The following is a 20,889-nucleotide window of genomic DNA, read 5'->3' as shown; positions in this document are numbered from 1 at the left end:
ATACGGCCCATGCGGTCACGCTGTGCTTAGAGAGGGTTTGATCATGGCCGAGCCCGATGTCGAAGCGGCGGAAGTCCCGCTCTATCTCCGGGTCGCCGCCGCGCTGCGCGAGGATCTCGCTCACCGGCGCATCTCCCCCGGGACCCGGCTCCCTTCGGAACGGTGCCTGTCCCAGCGCTACCACGTCAACCGGCAGACGGTCCGCAGCGCGCTCCAGCTCCTGCGCGACGAGCGCCTCGTGGTCACCGACCGGCGCGGCACGTTCGCCGCGGCGGCGGGCGCCGATCCCGCCGCGCCGGCGCTCGCGGCGCGCCGACCTACCTTCCCCGGCGGGCCGCGCGTGAGCGAGGCCCTGGTGCGGGCCTCGCTCACCTGGGAGCCACCGCCGACGCCGCTCACCTCCCGCCTGCTGCTCGCCCCCGGCGAGCCGACGCTCGTCCACCGGCATCTGGTGCTGGGGCCCCAAGGAGCGGCGCTCCAGCGGGCGGTGTCGTGGTTCTCCCGGCCGGCGCTCTCCGAGATTCCGCAGCTCGCCCGCTACCGGCGGATCAAGGAGAGCCATCACCAGCCCGACCTGCGGCTCCTCTACCACTGGATGCACCAGGCGGGACTGCGGATCACCCACCGGGAGTCGATCGGCGTCCCGCCCGGCCCGGTCACCACGACGACGGCGGGCGACGGCGCGGCCCGGCTGATCGTGCACCGGGTGGTGACCGACCAGCACGGACACGCGCTTGAGATCACGGACATCGACTTCTCGGCCCGGTCCGCGGCCTGGACGTACGAGTTCAGCGCCTGACCCGCTCGCTACGGAGTCGTGATCAGCGGCCTCGGCGGAGTGCGCATGCCGTTGCCGATGTGGAAGCTCGGGTGCGGGGGCTGGTTGTAGGCGGTGTTCTGCCAGGCCAGCCCCGTGCGGTACATGGTGTCGTGCAGCAGGGTCGTGATCCGGGTCCCCGTCTCGTACGGCGTCGAGTGGATCCGCAGCGCGGTGTTGTCGCTCGTGCGCCACACGACCTCCTCGCGCCAGTCGCCGAGGATGTCCCCGGAGAGCGCGGGCGTCGCCTTGGTGGTGTTGTTCGACGCCACCGAGGCGCCGGTGAGGAGCCGGGTCTCGCCGGCGGTCCCGTACTTGTCGATCCTGGTTCCGTCGAGGAGTTCCCGGGTGGTGTCGCCGTCCCACCAGCTCAGGAAGTTGGCGGACGAGGGCTCGCGCCCTTTCGTGGCGCCGGCCTCGTCCCGTATCGAGGTGTCGGACGAGGACCACACCTCCGCCCCGTCGTTCCCGGCCCAGATGTCGCCGGCGACCCCGCGGCCGTTGTCGCAACAGGCCGCGAGCCGCCAGCGGACGGCGCCGTTCGCCGGGTCGATGTACAGCTGGGAGGGCTGAGCGGACGACTCCGAGACCTTGAAGTACTCCAGACCCGCCGTGCCCGGGTCGAGGTCGCCGAGGTGCTGGGCGTCGCCGTGGCCCGTCCTCGTGGTCCACAGGCCGTTGCCGTTGTCGTCCACGGCCATCGCGCCGTAGACGATCTCGTCCTTCCCGTCGGCGTCCACGTCGCCCACGGAGAGGCTGTGCGAGCCCTGGCCGTCGTAGCCCTTCCCGGCGTTCGTGGAACTCGACGAGTCGAAGGTCCACCGGCGGGTGAAGGCTCCGTCACGCCAGTCCCAGGCGGCGATCACGCTCCGCGTGTAGTAGCCGCGCGCCATGATCAGCGAGGGCCGGGCGCCGTCGAGGTACGCGGTGGCCGCGAGGAAGCGGTCGACCCGGTTGCCGTAACTGTCGCCCCAGGAGGAGACGGTGCCGCGCGCGGGCACATAGGCGGTGGTGCCCAGGGCGGCGCCCCTGCGCCCGTCGAACATCGTCAGGTACTCGGCACCCGCCAGGACGTACCCGCTGCTGTTGCGGTGGTCGGCGGAGGCGCTGCCGATCACCGTGCCGCGTCCGTCGACGGTCCCGTCGGCGGTCTTCATGGCCACCTCGGCCCGGCCGTCGCCGTCGTAGTCGTACACCTGGAACTGCGTGTAGTGCGCGCCGGAGCGGATGTTGCGGCCGAGGTCGATCCGCCACAGCCGGGTGCCGTCGAGCGTCACGCCGTCCACGATCGTGTTGCCGGTGTATCCGGACTGCGAGTTGTCCTTGGCGTTCGTGGGCTGCCATTTGAGGACGAAGTCCAGGTCGCCGTCGCCGTCGAGGTCGCCGACGGAGGCGTCGTTGGCCTCGTACGTGTACGCCACCCCGTCGGGGGTCGTGCCGCCGGCCGGCGGGGTGATCGGCACGTCCTTGTAGCCGGTGCGGAACTGCACGGCGTGCACGGAGTCCGCCTGTTCGACGCCGCCGACGACCGCGCGGACCGTGTAGTCGGCGGTGCTCGGCGCGCCCGCGTGGAAGTAGTTGGTGGAGGCGGTGACGGGCGTGGCGTTCACCTTCGTACCGGCCCGGTAGACGTTGAAGGCGACGGAGTCCGGGTCGGTACCCAGCCAGCGCCAGCTGACGAGGTTGCCGGTCCCGGTGTGGACGCTCACCACGCCCCGGTCGAGCCGCTCGGCCTGCCGCGCGGTGGCGGCGGAGGCGGTTCCGGTGGTCGCGGTGAGCGCGGCACAGGTCACGACGCCGGCCACGAGCGCGGCGGCCAGGCGGCGGGCGGCGACGGGGAGTCGGGGGTACCTGGTGGGTACGTGCGGGTACTGCACGAGTCCTCCTGCGGGGGGAAGAGAGCCGTTGCGTACCTCCCAGTCGTCGCCGCCCCCGGGATCGGTTGCCCGTTCCCGGCGATCGGTTGCCCGGCCCCGGTGATCGGTCGCCCGGCCCCGGTGATCGGTCGCCCGGCCCCGGTGATCGGTCGCCCGCGCCTGGCGATCGGACCGTCCGTCAGTCGGTGTCGCGCGGGTCGAAGGACTCGGTGTCGACGATCAGGGGCCGGTCGAAGGCGCGGGCCACCGACTCCCAGGGCGTGAACTTGAAGTTCGTGCTCTCGCGTTCGCCGTCGGCGGGCGCGGCCTCGCCGTCGTGGGTGATGAGGACGCCCCGGGGGAAGTCCCGGCCGAGCGGCACGTTGACCACGGTGCTGCCGTCGGAGTGCTGCACCCCGTCGGTGGCGGCGCCGTCGCCTATGGCGAAGGAACCGAGGTAGGCGTTGTCGCCCTGCCGGTCGTAGGCGGCGAAGGTGTTGTCGCCCTGACTGGAGGCGAGGACGTAGCCCTTGCCTTCACCGGCGTGGTAGACGGTGACGCCCTCGGCGTCGGCGCTCAGGTGCTCGCCGCCGAAGCCGGGGTCGTGGGCCGTGTCGACGACGCACTCCTCCTCGGCGCTGTCGTACGTCCACGGAGTGCCGTACTCGCGTACGCGGTCGAGGAGTTCGGGATCCTCGAACTCGGCGTCGTCGAGCTCGACCCGCCACAGGCCGACGGCCTCCTGGGCGGCGTAGAGGACGTGCTCCTCCTGGTCGACGGCCATGCCCTCGACCTGCGGGCGCTCGCCGGGGTCGGCGCAGGGCCGCCAGGAGGTGCCGTCGGGGAGGGTGAAGGAGGCGGGCAGGTCGAGGGTGTCCTCGGTGCGGTAGCCGACGCGGCCGCCCCGGTCCACCAGTTCGAGCAGGCGCAGGCTGGTCTCCTCGCGACGGGAGACCACGACGTAGGCGTCTTCGTCGTCGCTGTAGGCGGCGAGACCGTACGTGGTGTGCTGCTCGTCCACCTCGGACTCGTCCGCGGCGAAGACCGGCGGCACGCCGGCCGCGGTCACGTCGCGCAGGGGCGGGCGACCCGCGGCGACGGCGGCGGGGTCGATGGCGTAGGCCCGGACGCGGTCCCGGCCGCGGTCGCTGACCAGGGCCAGGTCGGTCTTCCGGCCGGCCAGCTCGAAGCCGTAGACGATGTCGACATTGTTGAAGCGGCCGGGTGCCGCGTCCTCGCCGGGGGCCTGCGGTGCGGCGATGTGCTGGAGCCGGCGCCCGTCGAGGCCGTAGACGTCGAGCCCGGCCTCCTTCAGGGTGCCGATCACGATGCTGCGGCCGGGGCGTGCCGGGTCGACCCAGACGGCGGGGTCGTCGGCGTTCGCGTTGCCGCCGGCCTCGTCGTCGTACACGGCGGGCGTCTCGACGCGCGCGGTGACGGTGGCGGGGACGGGCTGGGTGGTCGCGGAGGCCGCGGTGACCACCGCGAGGGCGGCGGCGGCGAGAGCGGTCAGAGCGGAAGCGCTCACGGTACTCCTCGGTAGCGTTTGCGGACGGGCGTGACGCTACGGACGGAGGGTGGAGCACCGGGGTCGCCGATGTGAACACCGGATGCACCGTGAACCCCCGCTGCGTGTGCGGGGGTTCACGGTGCCGAAGGCGCGGGTGTCAGACGATGCCCTCCGCGATGTCCGCTTCCTCGCGGGCCGTGCCGTACGTCGTCGGCGTGCCGTACGAGCGGCGGGCGACGTACCACCAGACGCTGGCCAGGACGAGGACGACGGCGAGCGCGATCACGGCGTAGTTCATGGTGTCGACGGTCACCGGAGACTTCTGCGGCAGGCAGAAGAGGACGGTCACCACGGCCACCCACACGACGGCGGTCCAGCCGATCGGCTTGCTCCAGCGGCCCAGGCTCCACGGTCCGGGGGTGAACCGGTCTCCGGCGCGCAGCCGGAGGTAGATCGGGATGGCGTAGGCCGGGGTGATGCCGATGACGTTGATCGCGGTGACCGCGCCGTAGGCGGTGGCGGAGTACAGCGAGGGCAGGGCGAGCACCGCCGCCACGGCGACGGCGAGCCAGACGGCCGGGACAGGGGTCTGGGTACGGCCGCTGACCTTCCGCCAGATCGCGGAGCCGGGCAGGGCGTTGTCGCGGCTGAAGGCGAAGACCATGCGGCTCGCGGCGGCGACCTCGGCGTTGCCGCAGAAGAGCTGGGCGACGATCACCACGAGGAGGAGGGCGGTGGCACCGCCGGAGCCGAGCGCGTCCAGGAAGATCTGGGCGGGCGGGACGCCGGTGGCGGTGCCCTGCGTGGCGGCGTAGTCCTGGATGGCGAAGCTCAGTCCGGCGAGGAGGGCGAAGCCGGCGATCCAGGAGACCCAGATGGCCCGCACGATGCCCTTGGCGGCGGTGACGGAGGCGTTCGAGGTCTCCTCGGAGAGGTGGGCCGAGGCGTCGTAGCCGGAGAACGTGTACTGGGCGAGGAGCAGGCCGATCGCCGCGACGTAGAAGGGGTTGGCCCAGCCGGTGTCGTTGACGAACTCGGTGAAGACGAAGCCGACGGACTGGTGCTGGTCGGGGATGATGGCGAGCGCGCCGACGATGACCGCGACGCCCGCGAGGTGCCACCAGACGCTGATCGAGTTGAGGACGCTGACCAGGCGGACGCCGAAGAGGTTCAGGACGGCGTGCAGCAGCAGGATCGCGAGGAAGATGAGGAAGGTGGAGCCCGCGGTGGGCTCGAAGCCCCACTGGAGGTTGAGGAAGGCCCCGGTGAAGAGGGCGGCCCCGTAGTCGATGCCGGCGATGGCCCCGAGCAGGCCGAGCAGGTTCAGCCAGCCGGTGTACCAGCCCCAGCGCCGCCCGCCGAGCCGGTCCGCCATGTAGTAGAGCGCGCCGGAGGTGGGGTAGGCGCTGGTCACCTCGGCGAGGGCGAGGCCCACGCAGAGGACGAAGAGGCCGACGCCGGCCCAGCCCCAGAGCATGACGGCGGGGCCGCCCGTGCCCATGCCGAAGCCGTAGAGGGTCATGCAGCCGGACAGCACCGAGATGACGGAGAAGCTGATCGCGAAGTTGCCGAAGCCGCCCATGCGGCGGGCCAGGACCGGCTGGTAGCCGAGCTCTCTGAGCCGCGTCTCCTCGTCCTGGGCGGGGGGCGGTGGCTTGCGTATCGCGTCGATCGGTGCCGTGCTGCGGGACATTGGGGACCTCCGGGGGACGGACGGATGGAGCGGGAGCGGGGGTGGTACGTACGGGGGGCGCGGTGGCGCCTGGGGCCGGCCGTGGCGCCGCGGGCTGTGGCGCGGGGCGGGGTCAGCCGGTGAGACAGCGGGCGCGGGCGCGGAGGAAGATGTCCTCCGCGAGGGCTCGGTCGTCCGGCCGGGCGGTGCGGTAGGCCCACGGCAGCGTCGCGTAGTACGGCCCGAGTGCCTTGAAGACGCGGGCCGCGTCGTCGAAGCGGAGGGCCCCGTAGAGCGCGTGCGCCAGGTAGTTCAGGTCGAGAAGGGAGGCCTCTTCGGTGGCGCAGAAGAGGAACCAGGTCTCCAGGGCCCGCTCGGCGTCGCGTACGGCGTCCTCGGCGACCCAGTGGAGGTCGAGGGCACGCTCGTGGCCGCGCTCGCGCCGGTAGCGCTCGACGCGCACGTACAGCGGGAGGGCGTGCAGGGCGGAGCCGACGGGTGCGGACGTGGCGGCCCATTGGGCGTAGTTGACGGCCTCGGAGAGCGGTCCGGGGCTGCGTGCGTAGACGAACTGGAGCATGCGGTGGTGCGCTTCGCGGTTGTACGGGTCGCGTTTCTCCGCCTCCGCGAGCAGCCCCCAGGGGCCGGGGGCCAGCATGGGCGCCGGCGGGGAGAGCCGGTGCTCGGCCATGCGCTGGCGTCCGTCGAGGGCGGCGAGGGCGAGGAGGCCCACCCAGGGCACGGGGTCGGCGGGTGCCAGTTCGGCGGCCTCGCGGCAAGCGGTCCACGCCTCCTGCCAGAGCTCGCGGGTGCGGGCGTGGCCGGCGCGGTGGGCGCGGACGGCCCGCTCGACGGCGACGCGGCTGTGCATCACGGTGGCGGCGATGCTCCCGGGCTGTTCGGTGCGCCAGGTGTGGACGACGTCGGTGCCCGCGGCGACGGCGGCGAGGACCTGGGTGCGCCGGGTCCAGCCGTCCCACCCGGAGGTCTCGTCGAGCAGCCGGGCCATGGCCACCCAGCGGCCGGTGCGCAGGTCCTGGACGGCACCCCGCAGGGCGTGGTCGTGTCCCGCCGGGTGGTAGACGGGCCGGAAGCCCTGTGCGGCCATCAGGGGGTGGTGCCAGGTGTGGGTGACATGGTTCCTCGGTGGACGAAGGGGGGTGGTCAGTCCCCCGAAGGCCTTCCTGCCGTTGATCGGCGATCACTATAGAGGGCACTGGACTCGACCAGTCCACTCTTCTCGACGACAGTAACTATTAAGACAGCGACTGGAATTGACTCACTGTCAGGCGGGCGGGGCCGACCTGACGATGTCGGTCGCCGACGCTTGACGCGGGCCCCTGACGGGGGCACCCTGACCCCTTTCGGTGATCGGACGATCACCCTCCGATCCTGCGACGGGAGCAACGGAATGACGGGCGGCCCGGTACTCGCCGTCGACCAGGGCACGTCGGGCACGAAGGCGCTCGTCCTGTGCCCGGAGCGCGGGGTGATCGGCACCGGCACGGCCCCGGTCCGGCCCCGGTACCTCCCGGGCGGCCTCGTCGAGGTCGACCCCCGTGAGCTGTACGACTCCGTCGTCGCGGCCGGGCGGGCGGCGCTGGCCGAGGCCGGCACCCCGGTCTCGGCCGTGGGTCTCGCCAACCAGGGGGAGACCGTGCTCGCCTGGGACCCCGCCACCGGCGAACCCCTGACGGACGCGCTCGTCTGGCAGGACCGCAGGGCCGCCTCCGTCTGCGCCGGACTCGACGACCACGCCGAGCTCCTGCAGCGGCTGACCGGCCTGCCGCTGGACCCCTACTTCGCGGCGCCCAAGATGGCCTGGATCCGCCGTCACGCCACCAGCGCCGGGGTGGTCACCACCAGCGACGCCTGGCTCGTCCACCGACTGACGGGCGCCTTCGTCACCGACGCGGCGACCGCCGGCCGTACCGGACTGCTCGATCCGGACACGGTCGCGTGGTCGGAGACCGCCCTCGACCTGTACGGCCTGGGCGGCGAGCGGCTGCCCCGGGTGGTGGACTGCGACACCCCGGTCGGCACCACGACCGCCTTCGGGCCGCCGCTGCCGCTGACGGGCCTTCTCGTCGACCAGCAGGCCGCCCTGCTCGCGCAGAGCGCGGGCGACCCGTCCGCCGCCAAGTGCACGTACGGCACGGGCGCCTTCCTCCTCGCACGGACCGGACCGGAGCCGCGGCGCGTCACCTCGGGCCTGGTGAGCTGTGTCGCCTGGCGGCTCGGCGGGCGCGTCGAGCACTGTCTGGACGGCCAGGTGTACACGGTGGCCTCGGCCGTCCGCTGGCTCACCGACCTGGGCGTCCTCGCCGGCGCGGAGGAGATCGACGCCGTCGGCGGCGGTGTGCCGGACACGGGCGGGGTCACGTTCGTGCCCGCGCTCGCCGGTCTCGCCGCGCCGTGGTGGCGGGGGGACGTGCGCGGCTCGCTGACCGGGCTCGGCCTGGACACCGCCCCGGGCCATCTGGTGCGCGCGCTGTGCGAGGGCATCGCCGCCCAGGTGGTGGAGCTCGCCGCGGCGGTCGCCGCCGACCGGGGCGCGCCGCTGACCGCGCTGCGCGCGGACGGGGGCCTGACCCGGTCGGCGCTGCTCATGCAGACCCAAGCCGACCTGCTGCAACTCCCCGTCGAGGTGGCCTCGTCGCCCGATGCCACGGCCCTCGGGGTGGGCGCGGTGGCCCGCCTCGGCCTCGACCCGGGGCTCTCGCTCCGCGAGGCCGTGCCGGAGTGGAAGCCCTCGGCCGTGTACGAGCCCCGGATCCCGGGCGACGAGGCCGCCGCGCGCCTGGCCGCGTTCCGGGCGGAGGTGTCGACGCTGCTCGACCGCGGCGGCGCGGGTGCGGGTGGTACCGGTGGTGCGGGGAGTGCCGGGTGAGCGTCACCCGTACGGGGCCGCTGCCGACGGGCCGGGAGGCCGAGTACGACGTCGTGGTCGTCGGCGCGGGGGTCGTCGGCTGCGCCATCGCGCGCGCCCTCGCCCGCCATCCGTTGCGGGTCGCGCTCGTGGAGGCCTCGAACGACGTCGGAGACGGTACGTCGAAGGCCAACACCGCCATCCTGCACACCGGTTTCGACGCCGCACCGGGCACACTCGAAGCCCGGCTCGTGCGCGAAGGGCACCGGCTGCTCGGCGCGTTCGCCGGGGAGGCGGGCATTCCCGTCGAGCCGCTCGGCGCGCTGCTCGTCGCCTGGGACGAGCAGCAGCTGGCGGCGCTCCCCCGCCTCGCGGAGAAGGCGGTGCGCAACGGCCACCGCACCACACGACTCCTCTCCGCCGACGAACTTCCCACCAGCGAGCCCCACTTGGGTCCGGGCGCGCTCGGCGCGCTCGCCGTCCCGGGCGAGTCGGTGATCTGCCCGTGGACGACCACCCTCGCGTACGCGACGCAGGCCGTGCGGTCGGGCGTCGACCTCTACCTCGGCTGCCGGGTGGAGAAGGTGCGTACCGGCGATCCGTGGCACCGGCTCGTCACCCGGCGCGGCGTGCTGCGGACCCGCCACCTGGTGAACGCCTGCGGGCTCCACGCGGACGCCTTCGACGCGCTCCTGGACCGCCACGACTTCACCGTCACTCCGCGCCGGGGCCAGCTGCTCGTCTTCGACAAGTTCGCCCGCGACCTGGTCCGGCACATCCTCCTCCCCGTACCAGGACCGCTCGGCAAGGGCGTGCTCGTCTCCCCCACGGTGTACGGGAACGTCATGCTCGGGCCCACCGCCGAGGACCTCGACGACAAGTCCGCCACGGGCACGACGGCGGAGGGACTCGCCGGGCTCCGCGAGCAGGGCGGCCGCATCGTTCCCGCACTGCTCGACGAGGAGGTCACGGCGGTCTACGCGGGGCTGCGGGCCGCCACGGGACAGGAGGACTACCGGTGCGCGGCCCACCCCGAACTGCGGTACGTCACGGTCGGCGGGATCCGCTCCACCGGGCTCACCGCCTCCCTGGCGCTCGCCGAGCATGTCCTGGGGCTCCTCGCCGACTGCGGCCTCGACCCCGGGCCCGAGCGGCCACTCGCCCCGATCCGCATGCCGAATCTCGGCGAGGCCTTCCGGCGCCCGTACCGCGACGCCGAACTCATCGCACGAGACCCCGAGTTCGGGATGGTCGTCTGCCACTGCGAGCGGGTGACGCGGGGTGAGATCCGGGCCGCCTACGCGTCGGTGATCCCCCCGGCGGGCCCGGACGGTCTGCGGCGCCGGACGCGCGCCCGGGGCGGGCGGTGCCAGGGCCATTTCTGCGGCGCGGAGGTCAGGGCGTTGAGCGAGGAGTACGGAAAGGGAGCGCAGTGAACCGAACGGTCGACGTGCTCGTGGTCGGCGCGGGACCCGCCGGACTCGCCGCCGCCGCACGCCTCGCGGCGGCGGGCGCGGGGCGGGTCGAGGTGCTGGAGCGGGAACGCGTGGCCGGGGGCGTACCGCGGCACTGCGGGCACGTCGGGTTCGGCGCGGACCACCGGGGGCGGCCGCTCGACGGCCCCGCGTACGCGCACCGCGCACTCCGGGCGGCGCTCCGCGCCGGGGCCGTCGTCCGCACCGGGGTCTCCGCCACGGGCTGGGCCGGGCCGCTCACCCTCGACGTCACGGCGCCGACGGGGCCCGAACGGATCCGGGCGGGCGCCGTGGTCCTCGCGACGGGGGCACGCGAACGACCGCGCAGCGCGAGGCTCGTGCCGGGCACCCGGCCGTCCGGGGTACTGACGACGGGCGAACTCCAGCAGACGGTGCGGATGTTCGGACCCGAACGGGATTCCGTCCGCGAACGCGTCGGGCGTCGTGCGGTGGTCGTCGGCGGTGAGCCGGTGGCCCGGCACGCCGTGCGGACGCTGCGCGGGGCGGGCGTGGAGGTGGCCGCGGTCGTCACCGAACTCCCCCGTGCGGCCCAGGGCTTCGGGCCCGTGCCCGTCCTCACCGGGACAGCGGTGACCGAGCTGCTGGGACGGGGGAGGCTGACCGGGGTCGCGGTCCGGGGACGGGGAGGACGGACGTCCGTACTGCGCTGCGACACCGTGGTGTTCACCGGGGACTGGATCCCCGACCACGAGCTGGCCCGCGCGCGGGGTCTCGCGATGGCGCCGGGCACCCGCGGGCCCGTCACGGACGGCTCGTACCGCACGGTCGAGCCGGGGGTCTTCGCCGTCGGCAACCTGCTGCGCGGGGTGGAACCGGCACAGGTGGCCGCCGCCGAGGGCCACGCGGTCGCCGACGCCGTCCTCGACCTGCTCGCCGGGCGACACCGCCCCGCCGAGGGGGTACCGGTGGTGACGGAGGGACCCTTGCGGTGGGTGACACCCGGTCTCCTCGGCCCGGCGGCCGTCCCCCTGCTCGTACGGCCGGACCGCCCGCTCGTACACCCCCTCCTGACCATCACCCAGGGGGGTGTACCGCTCCGGCGGGAACGGCTGCGGGGGTCGCTCGTGCCGTGGCGTTCGGTGCGGCTGGGGCCGGAGTGGACGAGCGGCATGGATCCCGCGGGCGGTCCGGTGGTGATCGGCGCAAAGGAGTGCCCGACTGGGGAACGGTCGGTCAGACTGGGCCGTATGTCGGCAAAACGCAGCGCGGGTCTTCTGGTCTTCCGTCACACGGCGGGCAAGGGCGTCGAGGTCCTCATCGGCCACATGGGCGGGCCTCTCTGGGCCTCCCGGGAGCAGGAGGCCTGGTCGATCCCCAAGGGGGAGTACGAGCCGGACGAGGCTCCCGCAGCGGCGGCGCGGCGGGAGTTCCTGGAGGAGCTGGGGCTGCCGGCCCCCGAGGGCGCGTGGATCGACCTCGGCGAGTCCCGCCAGCGCAGCGGGAAGACCGTCACCGTCTGGGCGGTCGAGGGAGAACTGGACCCGACGGCGGCGGTCCCCGGCACCTTCACGATGGAGTGGCCGCCCCGATCGGGTGTCCGCCAGGAATTTCCGGAGATCGACCGAGTCGGCTGGTTCACCCCGGAGGCAGCAGCTCCCCTGCTGGTCGCCGGCCAGCAGGTCTTCCTGGCCCGGCTGACGGAACACCTCGGGCAATCGGCCTGACTCCCCTGACGCTCCGCGCCCGCGGTCAAAAGGCGTCCGGACAGACCCTGCGCCACGGCCATCGGAACCCGCTACGAGCGTCGATGTCAGACCCGTGCGAGAGGGTGGTCCTGCAGAACTGTCGAGAGGGAGCCCGACATGACCACGATGACCGCCACCGAGCGCGCGGCGGCCCAGGCGTACCTGCGGCTGCTCGAATCCACGCAGGCCGTGCTGACCGACCCGCAGCTCGCCCCGTACGCCGGGGTGATGCTCACCCATCCGATGGCCGAGGCCGACGAGGCGCTCCGCGCGGCGGGCCTCTCGGGGAACGAGGACCGGCTGTTGCGCCTCGTCTCCTCGCTGCGGGCCTCCCCCGCGAGCGTGTGGGGGAGGACCGGGTAGCGGTGTCGGCGGCGGTCCGTCAGGGGGTCGGGTGGACCGGGAGCGTCCGGACGCTGTTGCCGACGAAGCCGGAGTGGCGGGTCAGCGAAGCCTCCGGAACGGCCAGGTCCAGGTCGGGGAAGCGGGTGAAGAGCGCCTCCAGGGCGATCGCGGCCTCCATGCGGGCGAGCGGGGCGCCCAGGCAGTAGTGGGGGCCGTGGCCGAGGGAGAGGTGTTTCGCCGCCGTGGTGCGGGTGATGTCGAAACGGTCGGCGTCCGGACCGTGCGCCTTCGCGTCTCGGCCCGCCGCCGAGTAGCCGGCGAGGACGGGGGTGCCCTTGGGGATGAGGGTGCCGTCGATCGTGAGGTCGCGGGTGGGGTAGCGGAACGGGAAGTAACTGACCGGGCTGTCCCATCGCAGGGTCTCCTCCACCACGTCCGCCCACGCGGCCCGGCCATCGAGGACAAGGGCGAGCTGCTCACGGTGGCCGCAGAGCGCGCGGACGGCGTTGGTGACGAGGTTCAGCGTGGTCTCGTGGCCCGCGATGATCATCAGAAGCAGGGTGCCGATCAGCTCGGGCTGGCTCAGTCGGTCGCCGCCCTCGTCCCTGGCGGCGATGAGCGCGCTGGTGAGGTCGTCGCCGGGGGTGCCGGCCTTGTCGGCGACGATCGAGGCGAGGAGCTCGACGAGTTCGCGGTTGGCGGCGACGGCCCGCGCGGGCTCGGTGTCGGTGGCGACGACGAGGCTGGACAGGTGGTGCAGCCGGTCCTGGTGGGCGGGGTCGACGCCGAGGAGTTCGCAGATGACCCCGAGGGGCAGGGGCAGCGCGTAGTGGCGTCGCAGGTCGGCGACGCCTCCGCCGGTCCGGGCCGCCTCGGCGAGTCCGTCGAGGAGCCCCGCCGTGACGGCTTCGACGCGCGGGCGGAGCGCTTCGACCCGGCGCGCGGTGAAGGCGCTGCTGACCAGGGCGCGCAGCCGGCGGTGGTCGGCGCCGTCCGCCGTGGTCATGCCGGGCACGGTGGCGAAGGTGCGCAGCGGCCAGCCGTCGGGTATCCGGCCCTCGGAAAGCGCGGTGAAGTGCCGGGCGCCCTTGGCGACGTCGGGGTGGGAGAGGAAGTCGCGGAGGGCGTCGTGGCCGAGGACCGCCATGCCCTCGATCTCGCCGGGCAGGACCACGGGGGTCACGGCTCCCTCGGCGAGGAGCCGGGCGTTGGCCGCGTGCGGGCAGCCGCCGGCCGGGTCCATGCGGTGCGGCGGCCGGCCGGGGGCGGCGCTGTGCGGGGTGTTCATGGAGGGCACTCCTGACGACGAGGACGAGGACGAGGACAAGTACGGGGCCGGTTCGGCGCGCGTGGGCGGGCGGGCGGGCGCGCGGGCGGTCAGATCCTAGGGAATGGCGCGCAGTTGAACCTGCCCGGTGACAGGAGGGTCTACGGGGCCTCTTGACCTCAAGCGTGATTGAGCATCTATCGTCGTCTCCAGTTGATCATTTGACGACGGGAGAACACGCTCATGATCCTCGTGACCGGAGCCACCGGAAACATAGGCAGTGCGCTGGTGAAGGAGCTGCGAGCGTGCGACGCCGGGCCGCTGAGGGCGCTCAGCCGGAATGCCGCGCAGGCCGCCTTCCCCGAGGGGGTCGAGGCCGTGGAGGGTGATTTCGCGGATCCCGCGTCGTTGAAGCGCGCGCTGGAGGGGGTGCGTTCGCTGTTCCTCGTGTCGCGGGTGGGTTCGGACGCCGACATCCTCGAAGCCGCCCGGCAGGCGGGGGTGGAGCACGTGGTGCTGGTGTCGTCGATCACCGTCCAGACCCATCCGCACCTCGGCCCCGCCGCCGAGAACGCGGCGGTCGAGCGCCTGCTCCAGGAGAGCGGCATGTCCTGGACGATCCTGCGGCCGACGCAGTTCGCGTCGAACGCCCGGATGTGGGCGGCTTCCATCCGTGGCCACGAGACGGTCCGCGCGCCCTACGCGGACACCGCGCTGCCCACGATCCACCCCGCGGACATCGCGTCGGTGGCACGGGTCGCGCTGACCGAGCCGGGCCACCAGGGGCGCACGTACGCCCTGACCGGTCCCGAGCCGGTGTCCGCCCGGCAGCAGGCCGAGGCCATCGCGGCCGCTCTCGGGCGCGAGGTTCCCTTCGCCGAGATCAGCCGCGACGAGGCCCACGCGCACATGGCCGCGGTCTTCGGGGCGGAGGCCGCCGACGCGGTGCTCGACGTCACGGGTGGAGACGTCAACGACGAGCTTCTGATGGTGCGTGACACGGTGTCGCAGGTCACCGGAGTGCCGGCCCGGCCGTTCCGGGAGTGGGCTGCGGAGAACGCCGCCGCGTTCCGCTGAAGCACCCGGCCCGTTGCCCGTTCGCCTCGTCCGCCGTGAACGGCAACGTGCCTCGGGTTATGCCGAGTTGTCCGATGGGTGGGCTTCGGCGGTGCCGTGGGCCGTCGCGCCCCCGCGGCCGAGGAGTTCCGCCAGGCCCCGGCGGGTCGCGGCCACGATCACCCGGTCGCCCGGGCCGAGGACCCGCTCCGGGGCGAGGCGCCAGTCCTGGCCCCGGGCCGCTGTCCCGGCACCGGACGGGACGCCGTAGGCGCCGTACGAGGAGCGGCTCAGGTCGAGGGCGATCACCCGCCAGGCTCCGGGTGTGAAGGCCTCGGCGACCGTACGGTCCTCCAGGAGCGGGTGGTCCGCGACGTCGACGGCGGCGAAGAGCAGGACCCGGCGCTCGACGGGGACGGCGCCGAGGACCTGGCGTCCCATCATGGCCCCGGCGAAGGCGGGCGCGGCGAGGTGGGAGACGCTGCGGCTCCGGGTGAGTGCCTCGGGGTGGGCGGTGCGCAGGGTGCGGTAGACGGCGGTGGCGAAGTCGTCGTCGTACAGGCGGAGCACGACCCGCAGGTCGGGGGTGACGGAGCGGGCGGAGAGCGCGGCCTCCAGATTGGTGATGTCGACGCTGGTCAGGGCGAGGAGGGCGTGGGCGCGGTGGATGCGGGCGGCCTCCAGGACGCCTTCCTCCGTGACGTCGCCGATGACGGTGGGGACGCGCAGCCGCCGTGCCACGGCGATGCCGCGCGCCTCCGGGTCGGACTCGACGCACACGACGGGGATGTCCATCCGGCGGAGTCTGGCGAGGACCCGGGTGCCGACCTTGCCCAGGCCGAGGAGGACGACGTGGCCGTGGAGCCCGCGCGGCGGCCGTCGCAGGGTGGTCGCCGTGCGGAAGGTCCCGAGGCCTTCGAGGAGGGCGGCGACGATCACGGGCAGCAGGAGCAGTCCGACGAACCCGGCCAGGATCTGGAGGACCTGACGGCTGGTCGGCTCTCCGACGGCCGGGTCGCCGATGGCGAAGACGTCGAGGAGCGTCAGATAGGCGGCGTGCAGGGGGTGGTCGCCGGTGGTGAAGGTGGAGGCGAGGGCCAGGGCGAGGACGGCGGAGACCGCGCCGCCGAGGGACCAGCGCAGACGGCGGGAGAAGAGCGAGGCGACGGGCAGTCCGGTGCCGCCGAAGCGGCCGGACGGGAGCGTCGGGGCGGCCGGGGTGACCGCTTCGAGCGTGACGGCGGCCCGGCCGGTGGCGGCGGCCACCGTACGGTCGTCCGGGAGGAGGCGCGGGCCGTCGTCGCCGCTCCGCTCGGAGCCCTCGCAGCCCGCCGGGTCGCCGGCCGTGGCGGAGAGCAGCGCGAGCGTGCACCGGCCGGGGTCGGGAGCCTCGCCCTCGGGTGGGGTCCGCTCGACGGCGTGCAGCAGGAGTCCACCGGCCTGGACGACCTTGCTGGTGCCCGCGACGGCCGCCGCGGCGAGCCCCGGGGCCGCGGTGTCGACGTCGGAGAGGACGGTGGTGGCGGCGTCGAGCTTCTCGGGGTCGAGGCCTGGTTCGGCGACGGCCGCGGCCTGGTCGAGGAGGGTTTCGAGGTGCTGTCCGAGCTTGCGGTTGTAGAGCCGGATGACCAGGCGCAGCCGGGGGTTGAGGCGGCGGGCCGTGAGCGCGGCCCGGATGTTGGTCTCGTCGTCCTCGTGGACGAGGGCGAGCGCGGCGGCGCGCTCGACCCCGGCGTCCGTCAGGGCCCGGTCGTCGGCCTCCGCGGCTTCTACGACCCGCAGGGTGCCGGTCGGCTCGCCGCCGTCCGGGTCGCCTCCGGTCGCCCCTGTGGCCCCGCCGGTCGCCGTAGTCCCGGACGCCCCGGACGCCCCGGACGCCCCGGTGGTGCGGGTGACGGCGGCGGTGACGCGCCCGAACAGGGCGAGGGCCCGGCCGGTGCGGGCGGTGGGGGTGCGCGGAGCGTCGGGCCGTACCGGCACGAGGAGGGTGACCCGCTCTCCGTACACCCCGTGCAGCTCGTCCGCGAGGCGGTGGGCGAGGGCGTCGTCCCCGCAGACGATCATGTGCCCGGCGGGGGCGGTACGGGGCTGCCGCTCGGTCCGGAACGCGGGCACGCCGAAGGGACCGCCGGTCTGGCTTCCCTGCGCCCGCGCGGGCGCGGGCACCGACCGGCCGGCCGGGACGACGGGAGACGTTCCGGCCGGTGGGGCACCGGGAGACGTTCCCGCGGGCGCGGCGCCGGCGCCGGCGTCCGGAACGGCGTTGTTCTGGTTCGGGTGTGAGGGCACGTCACCAGCATGCCCTGTCGGACAGACAACAGCTGCGGGAGCCCGTGCGGCTCCGTCCTCCCCCGGGCGGGCGCACGCCGTGCCGCCGTACGCCGGAACCTCTACGCCGGTCGGCGCACTCCGTCCTGCGCGGTCCGCGCCTCCTTCCTACGGTGGCTGAATGATCGTCACGTCAGCTGTCCGTCATGCTGCCGCCGGTACCGCGGCGCTGCTGTTCGTGCTGTCCGCTCCGGCGGCCACGGCCTCCCCCGCTCCCCCCTTCTCCCCCGCCTCCGGCTCCTCCGTGGACGAGCCGACTCCGCCGGCACCGCGGTTCGTCGATCCGGCTCGGCTCGACCGGAAGGGCACGCAGGTGCAGCGGCTGCCGGGCGCACCCTCCGTACCGGAGCTCTCCGCGCTGTCGTGGGTGGTGGCGGACGCGTCCTCGGGCGAGGTGCTCGCCGCGCGGAACGCCCACCGGAAGCTGCCGCCGGCCAGCACCCTCAAGGCGCTCTTCGCGCTCACCGCGCTCCCCCACAACGAACCCTCGGACCAGCACACCGTGGCCGATTCCGAGCTGACCGGGATCGGGGCGGGCAGCAGTCTCGTCGGGATCAAGGAGGGGTACACCTACAAGGTGTCGGACCTGTGGAACGGGGTCTTCCTCAGCTCGGGGAACGACGCCGTGCACGTCCTGGCCGCGATGAACGGCGGCTGGGAGTCGATGTCCCGGAAGATGCAGGAGAAGGCCCGCTCCCTCGGGGCGCGGGACACCCACGTGGTCTCCCCCGACGGGTACGACGCGCCCGGGCAGGTGTCCTCCGCGTACGACCTCGCGGTCTTCGGACGGGCCGGGCTCCAGGATCCCGCCTTCACCCGGTACTGCTCCACGCCGTACGCGGACTTCCCCGCGGGTTCCTGGTCGTACGGCATCGCCAACACCAACCGGCTCCTCACGGGCGCGGACGGCGTGGCCCGCTACCCGGGGCTCCTCGGCATCAAGAACGGCTACACGACGAACGCGGGCAACACGCTGATCTCCGCGGCGCGCCGCGACGGCCGGACGCTGGTCGTCTCGGTGATGAACCCGCAGGGCGGCGGCGGGCTCGCCGTCTACGAGGAGGCGCGCGCGCTGCTCGACTGGGGCTTCGAGGCCGCGGGGCGTGTGCAGCCGGTGGGCTCGCTGCTGCCGGGCCGGCCGAAGGCCGAGGCCGAGGCCGAGGCCGAGGCGGAGGCGGGCGGTCGGGCCATGGCGGCGGTGCGGGCCGCCGACCGCGCGGACGAGACCGTCTCCGTCGCCGCCGGTGGCGCTCCGCGCGCCGGGGCGGAGGCGGTGGCGGCGCCCGACAAGGGCTTCGTGGGCGAGGACGCGCCGTCGGGCCGGTCTGCCGGGCTTCCGCTGGCACTGGTGGGCTCGGCCTGCGCGGCGGCCCTCGCGCTCTGGGCCTGGCGGCGCCGCGCGGCTCACCGTGCCTGACGGCGGCACGCCTGGGGGACGCGTACGGGGGACGGAGGTCGGGACCGCCGGTCGTGCGGCGCCGCTGGAGACATCGGACGGTCGTGTGGGCGACGGTCCGGTGGGCGCCGCACGGTCCGGCTGCCAGGGGGTGCCCGTTGATGCCGGGCACCCCCTGGGACGTACGGTCAGGCGCCCACGTACGCCGCGAGGTGTTCGCCGGTGAGGGTGGAGCGGTCGGCGACGAGCTTCGCGGGCGTGCCCTCGAAGACGATCGAACCGCCGTCGTGGCCGGCGCCCGGACCGAGGTCGATGATCCAGTCGGCGTGGGCCATGACCGCCTGGTGGTGCTCGACGACGATGACGGACTTGCCGGAGTCGACGAGCCGGTCGAGCAGGCCGAGGAGCTGTTCGACGTCAGCGAGGTGCAGACCCGTGGTCGGCTCGTCGAGGACGTAGATCCCGCCCTTGTCGCCCATGTGCGTGGCCAGCTTGAGCCGTTGCCGCTCGCCGCCGGAGAGCGTCGTGAGCGGCTGCCCGAGGCTGAGGTAGCCGAGGCCGACGTCGGCGAGCCGTTCGAGGATCTTGTGCGCGGCCGGCGTGCGTGCCTCGCTGTCCCCGTCGCCGAAGAAGTCCTCGGCCTCGGTCACCGACATCGCGAGCACCTCGCTGATGTCCTTGCCGCCGAGGTGGTACTCCAGGACGGAGGCCTGGAACCGCTTGCCCTCGCACTCCTCGCAGGTGCTCGCGACCCCGGCCATCATCCCCAGGTCGGTGTAGATGACGCCCGCGCCGTTGCAGGTCGGGCAGGCGCCCTCGGAGTTGGCGCTGAACAGCGCCGGCTTGACGCCGTTGGCCTTGGCGAAGGCCTTGCGGATCGGTTCGAGCAGCCCGGTGTACGTCGCCGGGTTGCTCCGGCGCGAGCCGCGGATGGGGCTCTGGTCGACGGAGACGACGTCCTCGCCGGGCGGGATCGAGCCGTGCACGAGCGAGCTCTTGCCGGAGCCGGCGACCCCGGTGACGACGGCGAGCACGCCGAGCGGGATGTCGACGTCGACGTCGCGGAGGTTGTGCGTGGACGCGCCGCGGATCTCCAGCGTGCCGGTGGGCGTCCGGACCGCGTCCTTGACGGAGGACCGGTCGTCGAAGTGCCGGCCGGTGATGGTGTCGCCCGCCCGCAGGCCCTCGACGGTGCCCTCGAAGCAGACCGTGCCGCCGCCCGTACCGGCGCCGGGGCCGAGGTCGACGACGTGGTCGGCGATCGCGATCGTCTCCGGCTTGTGTTCCACGACGAGCACCGTGTTGCCCTTGTCGCGCAGGCGCAGCAGCAGGTCGTTCATCCGCTGGATGTCATGGGGGTGCAGGCCGATGGTCGGCTCGTCGAAGACGTACGTGACGTCGGTGAGCGAGGAGCCGAGGTGCCGGATCATCTTGACGCGCTGTGCCTCGCCGCCCGAGAGCGTGCCCGCGGGCCGGTCGAGCGAGAGGTAGCCGAGGCCGATCTCCACGAACGAGTCGAGGGTGTCCCGCAGGGCGGTGAGCAGCGGCGCCACCGAGGGCTCGTCGAGCCCGCGGACCCACTCGGCCAGGTCGCTGATCTGCATGGCGCAGGCGTCGGCGATGCTGACCTTCTTGATCTTCGATGCCCGGGCCCCCTCGCTGAGCCGGGTGCCGTCGCACTCGGGGCACGTGGTGAAGGTGACCGCCCGGTCGACGAACGCCCGGATGTGCGGCTGCATACCCTCCTTGTCCTTGGCCAGGAAGGACTTCTGGATCCGCGGGATCAACCCTTCGTACGTCATGTTGATGCCCGCGATCTTCATGCGGGTCGGCTCGTGGTGGAGGAAGGCGTGCAGTTCCTTCTTCGTGTACTTGCGGATCGGCTTGGCCGGGTCGACGAGGCCCGACTCGCTGTAGAGGCGGTAGTTCCAGCCGCCCGGGGTGTAGCCGGGGATGGTGAGCGCGCCCTCGTCGAGCGACTTGGCGTCGTCGTAGAGCTGGGTGAGGTCGATGTCGGAGACGGAGCCGCGGCCCTCGCAGTGCGGACACATCCCGCCGGTGCGTTCGAAGGTCGCCCGCACGGCCTTCTTGTTCCCTCGCTCGACGGTGATCGCGCCGCTCGCCCGGACCGAGGGGACGTTGAAGGCGTAGGCGCTGGGCGGGCCGATGTGGGGCTTCCCGAGGCGGCTGAAGAGGATGCGGAGCATCGCGTTGGCGTCGGTGGCGGTGCCGACGGTGGAGCGGGGGTCGGCTCCCATCCGCTGCTGGTCGACGATGATCGCGGTCGTCAGCCCTTCGAGGACGTCGACCTCCGGCCGTGCGAGGGTCGGCATGAAGCCCTGGACGAAGGCGCTGTACGTCTCGTTGATCAGCCGCTGGGACTCCGCGGCGATCGTGTCGAAGACGAGGGAGCTCTTGCCCGAGCCGGAGACGCCCGTGAAGACCGTGAGCCGGCGCTTCGGGATCTCGATGCTGATGTCCTTGAGGTTGTTCTCGCGCGCGCCGAGCACGCGGATCGTGTCGTGCTGGTCGGCGGCGTGCGGCGCGGCCGCCTTCTTACCCGTCCTCGGGGTCTGGCTCATCGTTTCTCCT

At 73.6% G+C, this 20,889-nt stretch carries 14 protein-coding genes and 1 pseudogene; 8 read left to right on the top strand and 7 right to left on the bottom strand.

Annotated elements, in window-relative coordinates:
• Positions 1–43: 43 nt before the first annotated feature.
• Positions 44–799, top strand: coding sequence for a GntR family transcriptional regulator (locus tag ACIBG6_RS02945; RefSeq protein ID WP_399220702.1), 756 nt, complete (start codon positions 44–46; stop codon positions 797–799).
• Between the two features lie 8 nt (positions 800–807).
• Here ACIBG6_RS02945 and ACIBG6_RS02940 read toward each other — a convergent pair whose 3' ends face one another.
• The 4 genes from ACIBG6_RS02940 to ACIBG6_RS02925 all read right to left on the bottom strand — a co-directional run bounded on the left by ACIBG6_RS02940 (position 808) and on the right by ACIBG6_RS02925 (position 6,963).
• Entirely contained in the window at positions 808–2,694 is a 1,887-nt protein-coding gene (locus ACIBG6_RS02940; RefSeq protein ID WP_399220701.1) for a rhamnogalacturonan lyase, read from the bottom strand.
• A gap of 178 nt (positions 2,695–2,872) precedes the next feature.
• Positions 2,873–4,201 (bottom strand): phytase, encoded by a 1,329-nt coding sequence (locus ACIBG6_RS02935; RefSeq protein WP_399220700.1) that lies wholly within the window; start codon positions 4,199–4,201, stop codon positions 2,873–2,875.
• A 139-nt stretch (positions 4,202–4,340) separates the two neighbouring features.
• On the bottom strand, positions 4,341–5,876 hold the full coding sequence (locus ACIBG6_RS02930; protein ID WP_399220699.1) for an amino acid permease: 1,536 nt from the start codon (positions 5,874–5,876) through the stop codon (positions 4,341–4,343).
• 112 nt (positions 5,877–5,988) lie between these two features.
• Entirely contained in the window at positions 5,989–6,963 is a 975-nt protein-coding gene (locus ACIBG6_RS02925) for a hypothetical protein (protein ID WP_399220698.1), read from the bottom strand.
• A gap of 303 nt (positions 6,964–7,266) precedes the next feature.
• Between ACIBG6_RS02925 and ACIBG6_RS02920 the strand changes: the two genes are divergently transcribed.
• The 5 genes and pseudogenes from ACIBG6_RS02920 to ACIBG6_RS02900 all read left to right on the top strand — a co-directional run bounded on the left by ACIBG6_RS02920 (position 7,267) and on the right by ACIBG6_RS02900 (position 12,268).
• Positions 7,267–8,745 (top strand): FGGY family carbohydrate kinase, encoded by a 1,479-nt coding sequence (locus ACIBG6_RS02920; RefSeq protein ID WP_399220697.1) that lies wholly within the window; start codon positions 7,267–7,269, stop codon positions 8,743–8,745.
• On the top strand, positions 8,742–10,160 hold the full coding sequence (locus ACIBG6_RS02915; RefSeq protein WP_399220696.1) for an FAD-dependent oxidoreductase: 1,419 nt from the start codon (positions 8,742–8,744) through the stop codon (positions 10,158–10,160). The genes ACIBG6_RS02920 and ACIBG6_RS02915 overlap by 4 nt, the downstream gene beginning before the upstream one ends.
• A pseudogene (locus tag ACIBG6_RS02910) lies at positions 10,157–11,368 on the top strand (FAD-dependent oxidoreductase); the annotation flags it as partial. The gene ACIBG6_RS02915 and the pseudogene ACIBG6_RS02910, both read left to right, overlap by 4 nt.
• Before the next feature lie 39 nt (positions 11,369–11,407).
• Positions 11,408–11,884, top strand: coding sequence for an NUDIX domain-containing protein (locus ACIBG6_RS02905; protein WP_399221169.1), 477 nt, complete (start codon positions 11,408–11,410; stop codon positions 11,882–11,884).
• 138 nt (positions 11,885–12,022) lie between these two features.
• Positions 12,023–12,268, top strand: a complete 246-nt coding sequence (locus ACIBG6_RS02900; protein WP_037646345.1) for a hypothetical protein — start codon at positions 12,023–12,025, stop codon at positions 12,266–12,268.
• 19 nt (positions 12,269–12,287) lie between these two features.
• On the opposite strand, the gene ACIBG6_RS02895 is transcribed toward ACIBG6_RS02900, so the two are convergent.
• The gene (locus tag ACIBG6_RS02895) at positions 12,288–13,538 is read right to left on the bottom strand and encodes a cytochrome P450 (protein WP_399220695.1); all 1,251 of its coding nucleotides are present in this window, start codon (positions 13,536–13,538) and stop codon (positions 12,288–12,290) included.
• A 222-nt stretch (positions 13,539–13,760) separates the two neighbouring features.
• On the opposite strand from ACIBG6_RS02895, the gene ACIBG6_RS02890 reads away from it, so the two are divergent.
• Positions 13,761–14,594, top strand: a complete 834-nt coding sequence (locus tag ACIBG6_RS02890) for an NAD(P)H-binding protein (protein WP_399220694.1) — start codon at positions 13,761–13,763, stop codon at positions 14,592–14,594.
• Between the two features lie 57 nt (positions 14,595–14,651).
• Here the strand turns inward: ACIBG6_RS02890 and ACIBG6_RS02885 are convergent, their stop codons facing one another.
• Positions 14,652–16,637: an NAD-binding protein gene (locus tag ACIBG6_RS02885; RefSeq protein WP_399221168.1), complete on the bottom strand. Its 1,986-nt coding sequence runs from the start codon at positions 16,635–16,637 to the stop codon at positions 14,652–14,654.
• Positions 16,638–17,022: 385 nt separating this feature from the next.
• Between ACIBG6_RS02885 and ACIBG6_RS02880 the strand changes: the two genes are divergently transcribed.
• On the top strand, positions 17,023–18,318 hold the full coding sequence (locus ACIBG6_RS02880; RefSeq protein ID WP_399220693.1) for a D-alanyl-D-alanine carboxypeptidase family protein: 1,296 nt from the start codon (positions 17,023–17,025) through the stop codon (positions 18,316–18,318).
• A gap of 167 nt (positions 18,319–18,485) precedes the next feature.
• Here the strand turns inward: ACIBG6_RS02880 and ACIBG6_RS02875 are convergent, their stop codons facing one another.
• Complete coding sequence (locus tag ACIBG6_RS02875; protein WP_399220692.1) at positions 18,486–20,879, bottom strand: ATP-binding cassette domain-containing protein; 2,394 nt, start codon at positions 20,877–20,879, stop codon at positions 18,486–18,488.
• Positions 20,880–20,889 lie beyond the last annotated feature (10 nt).

It is taken from the genome of Streptomyces sp. NPDC050842 (assembly GCF_044456565.1).
Lineage (GTDB): Bacteria > Actinomycetota > Actinomycetes > Streptomycetales > Streptomycetaceae > Streptomyces.
The sequence above is the reverse complement of the archived record's forward strand: the minus strand, read 5'-3'. Positions and strand labels throughout refer to the sequence as shown.

Coding starts and splice junctions, on each gene's coding strand:
- ACIBG6_RS02945 (WP_399220702.1), top strand. CDS start 44: ATGGCCGAGCCCGATGTCGAAGCGGCGGAAGTCCCGCTCTATCTCCGG.
- ACIBG6_RS02930 (WP_399220699.1), bottom strand. CDS start 5,876: ATGTCCCGCAGCACGGCACCGATCGACGCGATACGCAAGCCACCGCCC.
- ACIBG6_RS02925 (WP_399220698.1), bottom strand. CDS start 6,963: ATGGCCGCACAGGGCTTCCGGCCCGTCTACCACCCGGCGGGACACGAC.
- ACIBG6_RS02920 (WP_399220697.1), top strand. CDS start 7,267: ATGACGGGCGGCCCGGTACTCGCCGTCGACCAGGGCACGTCGGGCACG.
- ACIBG6_RS02905 (WP_399221169.1), top strand. CDS start 11,408: ATGTCGGCAAAACGCAGCGCGGGTCTTCTGGTCTTCCGTCACACGGCG.
- ACIBG6_RS02900 (WP_037646345.1), top strand. CDS start 12,023: ATGACCACGATGACCGCCACCGAGCGCGCGGCGGCCCAGGCGTACCTG.
- ACIBG6_RS02895 (WP_399220695.1), bottom strand. CDS start 13,538: ATGAACACCCCGCACAGCGCCGCCCCCGGCCGGCCGCCGCACCGCATG.
- ACIBG6_RS02890 (WP_399220694.1), top strand. CDS start 13,761: ATGATCCTCGTGACCGGAGCCACCGGAAACATAGGCAGTGCGCTGGTG.
- ACIBG6_RS02885 (WP_399221168.1), bottom strand. CDS start 16,637: ATGATCGTCTGCGGGGACGACGCCCTCGCCCACCGCCTCGCGGACGAG.
- ACIBG6_RS02880 (WP_399220693.1), top strand. CDS start 17,023: ATGATCGTCACGTCAGCTGTCCGTCATGCTGCCGCCGGTACCGCGGCG.
- ACIBG6_RS02875 (WP_399220692.1), bottom strand. CDS start 20,879: ATGAGCCAGACCCCGAGGACGGGTAAGAAGGCGGCCGCGCCGCACGCC.